The organism is Metabacillus niabensis, assembly GCF_902829255.1.
In the GTDB taxonomy this organism is placed as follows: domain Bacteria; phylum Bacillota; class Bacilli; order Bacillales; family Bacillaceae; genus Metabacillus; species Metabacillus niabensis.
Genome location: NZ_CADEPK010000390.1, coordinates 1 through 4656, shown reverse-complemented (window position 1 = coordinate 4656; position 4656 = coordinate 1). Strand labels below are relative to the sequence as shown.

Annotated in this window: 7 protein-coding genes; 3 read left to right on the top strand and 4 right to left on the bottom strand. The window is 32.6% G+C overall.

The genetic code is table 11. The features are described 5' to 3' along the window. The coding region (locus tag HU235_RS22310) for a hypothetical protein (protein ID WP_174881634.1) at positions 1-194 on the bottom strand (194 nt) is incomplete at its 3' end. A 208-nt stretch (positions 195-402) separates the two neighbouring features. Between HU235_RS22310 and HU235_RS22305 the strand changes: the two genes are divergently transcribed. The 3 genes from HU235_RS22305 (at position 403) to HU235_RS22295 (ending at position 2461) form a co-directional block, all read left to right on the top strand. Next, the gene (locus tag HU235_RS22305; RefSeq protein ID WP_174881633.1) at positions 403-1275 is read left to right on the top strand and encodes a LysR family transcriptional regulator; all 873 of its coding nucleotides are present in this window, start codon (positions 403-405) and stop codon (positions 1273-1275) included. 128 nt (positions 1276-1403) lie between these two features. After that, positions 1404-1772 (top strand): CidA/LrgA family protein, encoded by a 369-nt coding sequence (locus tag HU235_RS22300; protein WP_174881632.1) that lies wholly within the window; start codon positions 1404-1406, stop codon positions 1770-1772. Beyond that, positions 1769-2461, top strand: coding sequence for an LrgB family protein (locus HU235_RS22295; RefSeq protein WP_145582404.1), 693 nt, complete (start codon positions 1769-1771; stop codon positions 2459-2461). The genes HU235_RS22300 and HU235_RS22295 overlap by 4 nt, the downstream gene beginning before the upstream one ends. Before the next feature lie 59 nt (positions 2462-2520). On the opposite strand, the gene HU235_RS25605 is transcribed toward HU235_RS22295, so the two are convergent. The 3 genes from HU235_RS25605 to HU235_RS22280 form a co-directional block, all read right to left on the bottom strand. After that, entirely contained in the window at positions 2521-2613 is a 93-nt protein-coding gene (locus tag HU235_RS25605) for an IS3 family transposase (RefSeq protein WP_174881635.1), read from the bottom strand. A 14-nt stretch (positions 2614-2627) separates the two neighbouring features. Beyond that, positions 2628-3785 carry a GNAT family N-acetyltransferase gene (locus HU235_RS22285; protein WP_174881631.1) on the bottom strand — a complete coding sequence of 386 codons (1158 nt, stop codon included), beginning with the start codon at positions 3783-3785 and terminating at the stop codon, positions 2628-2630. Between the two features lie 18 nt (positions 3786-3803). After that, the coding region (locus HU235_RS22280) for an SDR family NAD(P)-dependent oxidoreductase (protein WP_325100953.1) at positions 3804-4656 on the bottom strand (853 nt) is incomplete at its 5' end.

Sequence of the window (4656 nt, the reverse complement as noted above, 5' to 3'; positions counted from 1 at the left end):
TTTGTATACCAGGCGAGTTTTGCGCCTCTTTTCTTACCATCGTAATTGACTTCTAACGGCCAAAATGTTTTTGTTTTATATGTATAATCAAAATGAATATACAATTCTTTTCCTTCAGGAGATTCAAGGACGACTCGGTAATTTGGATTTTTACCGGAAGTTTCAAGTTTCACTTTTCTTATTTTTGTTAACATACACGTTCCCCCTAGAAAATTTTTGTAAAACAATTTAAACCATTCCTCTATTTTACTATACATTTGCTAAATAAACTAATTTTCTCTATAGAAAAGTGAAAATCATCAAATAAATTCTAAAAAACAATGTTATTGGGTGGCTATAATCGTATGTTTTTCTCAGGTTGTATATTTATTGCTATAATAAACGAAAAGTAGAGGTGAGATTATGGAATTGAGACAATTAACCTATTTTCTTGAAGTTGTGAAGCATAAAAGTATGACAAAGGCAGCTGAATCATTACATATATCACAGCCAGCATTAAGTAAGATGATAAAGAGTCTTGAGGAAGAGCTCGATATGACATTAATTATTCGTTCTAATAAAACAAGTGAATTAACGGATGGTGGAGTCATCGTGATGGAATATGCCCAAAAGATTCTTTCACAAATTGAGGAGCTATCAACAACTTTAAATGATTTGACAAGCTTGAAGCGTGGATCGATTCGAATAGGCTTACCACCGATTATTGGCAGCTTGTACTTTCCGAGTGTTATGGCAGAGTTCCATAGAGTCTATCCAAATATTTCGATTACGATAACCGAATATGGTGGCGCAAAGGTTGTAAAAAGTGTTGAGGAGGGAGAATTTGAATTAGGTGTCGCCGTTTTACCTGTTGATGAAGAGGAATTTAATATATACCCAATCGTTGAAGATGAAATGAAGTTATTAATACATCATGAACATCCTTTAGCGAGTCATGAAACAATTCAATTAAGTGAATTAATGGATGAAGAATTTATTTTCTATCACGAGGATTTCGCTCTTCACGACATTATGTGGGAAAGATGTATTCAAGAAGGCTTTGAGCCGAAAATATTATTTAAAAGCTCACAATGGGATTTTATGGTTGAAATGGTTGGTGCAAATTTAGGTGTAACGATATTACCGGAATCGATATGTAATAGAGTCGAAAATAAACAGGTGAAAATCATAAATTTACACCCTATTACACCTTGGAATCTAGCGGTTATTACAAAAAAACATAAATATATATCTTATGCAGCTCGAACATTTATTGATTTTTTTGTTTCTAAATGATTATAACTTAAAGTTATACTTGTGATAATTATTATATATTTTACGAATAATCGAATGCGTAGTAATATGATCATTATCAGTTAAGAAGTATAACGTTAGCTTCTTCTTATGAAGGATGGTTATAATCTATGAACATCATTACGATTATCTTACAAATCATTTTTATACATGTTTTTCTTTTCCTTGGAATTGCAATTAAGCAGTTTCTAGATATCCCAATCCCAGCTTCAATGATTGGGCTTGTTATCCTACTAATATGCTTATTTTTACGAATTGTAAAGCTAGAGTGGATTGAAAAAGGAGGAAATTGGCTATTAGCAGAATTGTTGTTATTCTTTATCCCTTCTGCTGTGGGGATCGTTAATTATGATGAAATCTTAAGTTTACAAGGGTTAGAATCGATTTTATTAATTGGCTTAAGTACCTTTATTGTCATGGCGGTAACTGCATATATAGCAGATTATATTCAGATGAGAAAAGGCAGTGTTTCAAAATGAATTATATTTTGTATACATTATTGACATTCGTCATATATAAAATAAGTAAATTCTGCTATAAAAAATGGTCATTTCCCTTACTTAATCCTTTGTTAGTTTGTCCAATTATTCTTATTGCCTTTATTACACTGTTTCATATACATGCAGATTATTATCTTCAAGCTACAAAGGGTATTACACATTTGCTTGGACCTGCAACAGTTGCGTTTGCGATTCCCATTTATAAGCATTTTTCTTTAGTTAAAAAATATATTGGAAATATCGTGATAAGTATTACAGTTGGGACATTGGTTGCGATCTTCTCGTCAATGGCATTATCAATTCTTTTTAAATTAACTCCAAATTTTCTAATTAGCATCATCCCGAGGTCAATAACAACACCAATTGCGATTGAAGTATCGAAGGAAATTGGTGGCTTACCAACACTTACAACAATTTTTGTTATTTTGACAGGTGTTATTGGCGGAATTATCGGGCCGTTTGCAATTAAATGGCTCTCAATAAAGTCTCCGATTGCAAAGGGCTTAGCATTAGGTATGAGTGCTCATGGAGTTGGAACTTCAAAAGCAATGGAATATGGTGAACAAGAAGGAACATTTTCAACTCTTGCAATGATTTTTGCTGCCCTCCTGACGATGGGATGGGGAAGCTTGCTTATTCCTTCGTTAATGAATATCGCCCAAATTTAATGAAAAACGCAGGAATCGTTTAACAGTGATGGTGGTTACCCCAAAAAATTAGAGTTTTATTATGCAGCTAATTGGCTGGATTGAGTTCGGTATTCGACTGGACTCAATCCGGCTAATTTTGCTTTTGAACGTTCATTGTTATACCAGTAGATTCTTCTATTCTACTTTATAATTTCTTTTTATCAACGATTTTAATTGCAAAGCGATTCAATAAATAACATAAGGATTTCCAAAAATATTGTTTTCGTTTTGCTAAATGCTTAATATAAATTGCTGTAAATTCCGGATAGCCTTTTGCTCCCCTATCATATTTGAACCTACCAACACCAGCACTTTGATGATAGAGCCGCTGATTGTTTATCGATTCTTGTACTGCTAAATAGCGTAGGATTCTGTATAGCCCTTTTTCTTTAGGTAAATCAGTATTATAGCCAAGGACAGGATTTGCCATCATATTTTGATAGATTTTCGATCCAAATACTCCTTCTAATACCCCGTCTTTTTTTAATCCTACGTATGTTAATGCACGATTAGCATGTGTCGAAAGGATAAAGTCTTCCGTAAATTGTGGATTGTTATAAGAATATTTTTCTAAATATAGTTTATCGTATAATTGTTTTGCACGGATTAAATCTTCCTTTGTAAAATCGTCATGTTGTATGATATCAAATTCATTTTTATCTAGTAATTTTTTATCTCGATTTAATGTATTTCGTACTTTTTTAGTAGCATTTAATATCTCCTCTGGCCTAGAAATGTAAACAAAGCGGCTCGGGAGCATCTGAAAATGCAATGCTTCTAAGTCCACCTTCATTTTTGGGTATAATCCTTCATTAATTGAACGAAAACCAATTAAGTAATCAGGATATTTAGCTAGCATCGTGTTTTTAATCGATTCTAATTGTTCCTTAGAAAGGCTTGGAGATAAATTTGTTGAAATAAGCCAGTTATTTATATACACAACTTTATTGATTTCGATTTTTTTCGCAAATTTAGAAATCAATCCTAGCAAAAAATGAAAAATTACTTCCAGTAACTTGTTATTTAGCATCGATAATTCTTCTTTTGAATATGTTATGTAATGATTATATGGTGAACAAACATAGGAATTATCATATTCCTCTTCGTTTACTGTATAAGGTAATAAAATATCATCTATTGCAACAAATCCTAAAGAAGTATGTACATTCTTAATTAAGTTATTTGTATTATTTTTTAGAAGTGGTAAAAAATAGCTTTTCATTAACTGACCTTCCTGGAAATGTTCCCATTTTAGTTTTTCCCAGTTATCTTTTGTATAAAGAGTGACAGCTGAATTTTCCATATGAATCTCCTCTATTTTTTAGCGTAATCGATTTAATACGATTTTTTCAATGATCGACCAAGGCAGCACTCTTTTAAGAAAAGCTAAAGTTCTTGCACCTTTCCCAATTGGATAACGAAATTTAGGTTTATTCGTTTGACAAATTTTAACGACTAATTGAGCGACTTCAATTGGGTCAGATCCGTTATTTGCCGATGCTTTTGCATATTTAAATAGATTTTGTTTAAAGTCATCTCCCTGGTCAGTAATATTTTCTAATCCCTTTTGCCAAATTTTCGTTTTATATGATGCAGGCTCAATAAGAGTAACAAAGATTTGTTTAGGGAGTAGCTCTAATCTCAAGCTTTCGCTTAACCCTTCAATTGCAAATTTTGAGGATGTATAGGCCGACATTCCTGGAAAACCAAAAAATCCACTAACACTGCTGATAGTAATGATTTGAGATGGAGTTTTCTTTTCTAATAATGGAAGGAAACCTTTCGTAACCTGCAATGTTCCCAGTAGATTAGTCTTTTGCTGTGCCTCCCATTCATCATAAGAAATCTCTGCTAGCAGACCTCCCTGACAGTAGCCTGCATTATTAATTAAAATATCTAATCTTCCGAATTTCTCTTCTATCATGCTTTTTACATTTATAATCTCTTCTTTTTTTGTTACATCCATCTGTTGGATATTTAATGCTTTTTTTAGCCCAAGTTGTTCAACTTCCTTTACTAATGCTGCTTGTTTCGATATATCCCTCATTGTTGCAACGACAACAAATCCTGCCTTAAGTAATTCAATTGACGTATAAAACCCAATGCCACTATTCGCTCCGGTTATTAAAGCAATCTTCATTTTTAATCCTCGTTTCGGTATACCGCTCAAATTT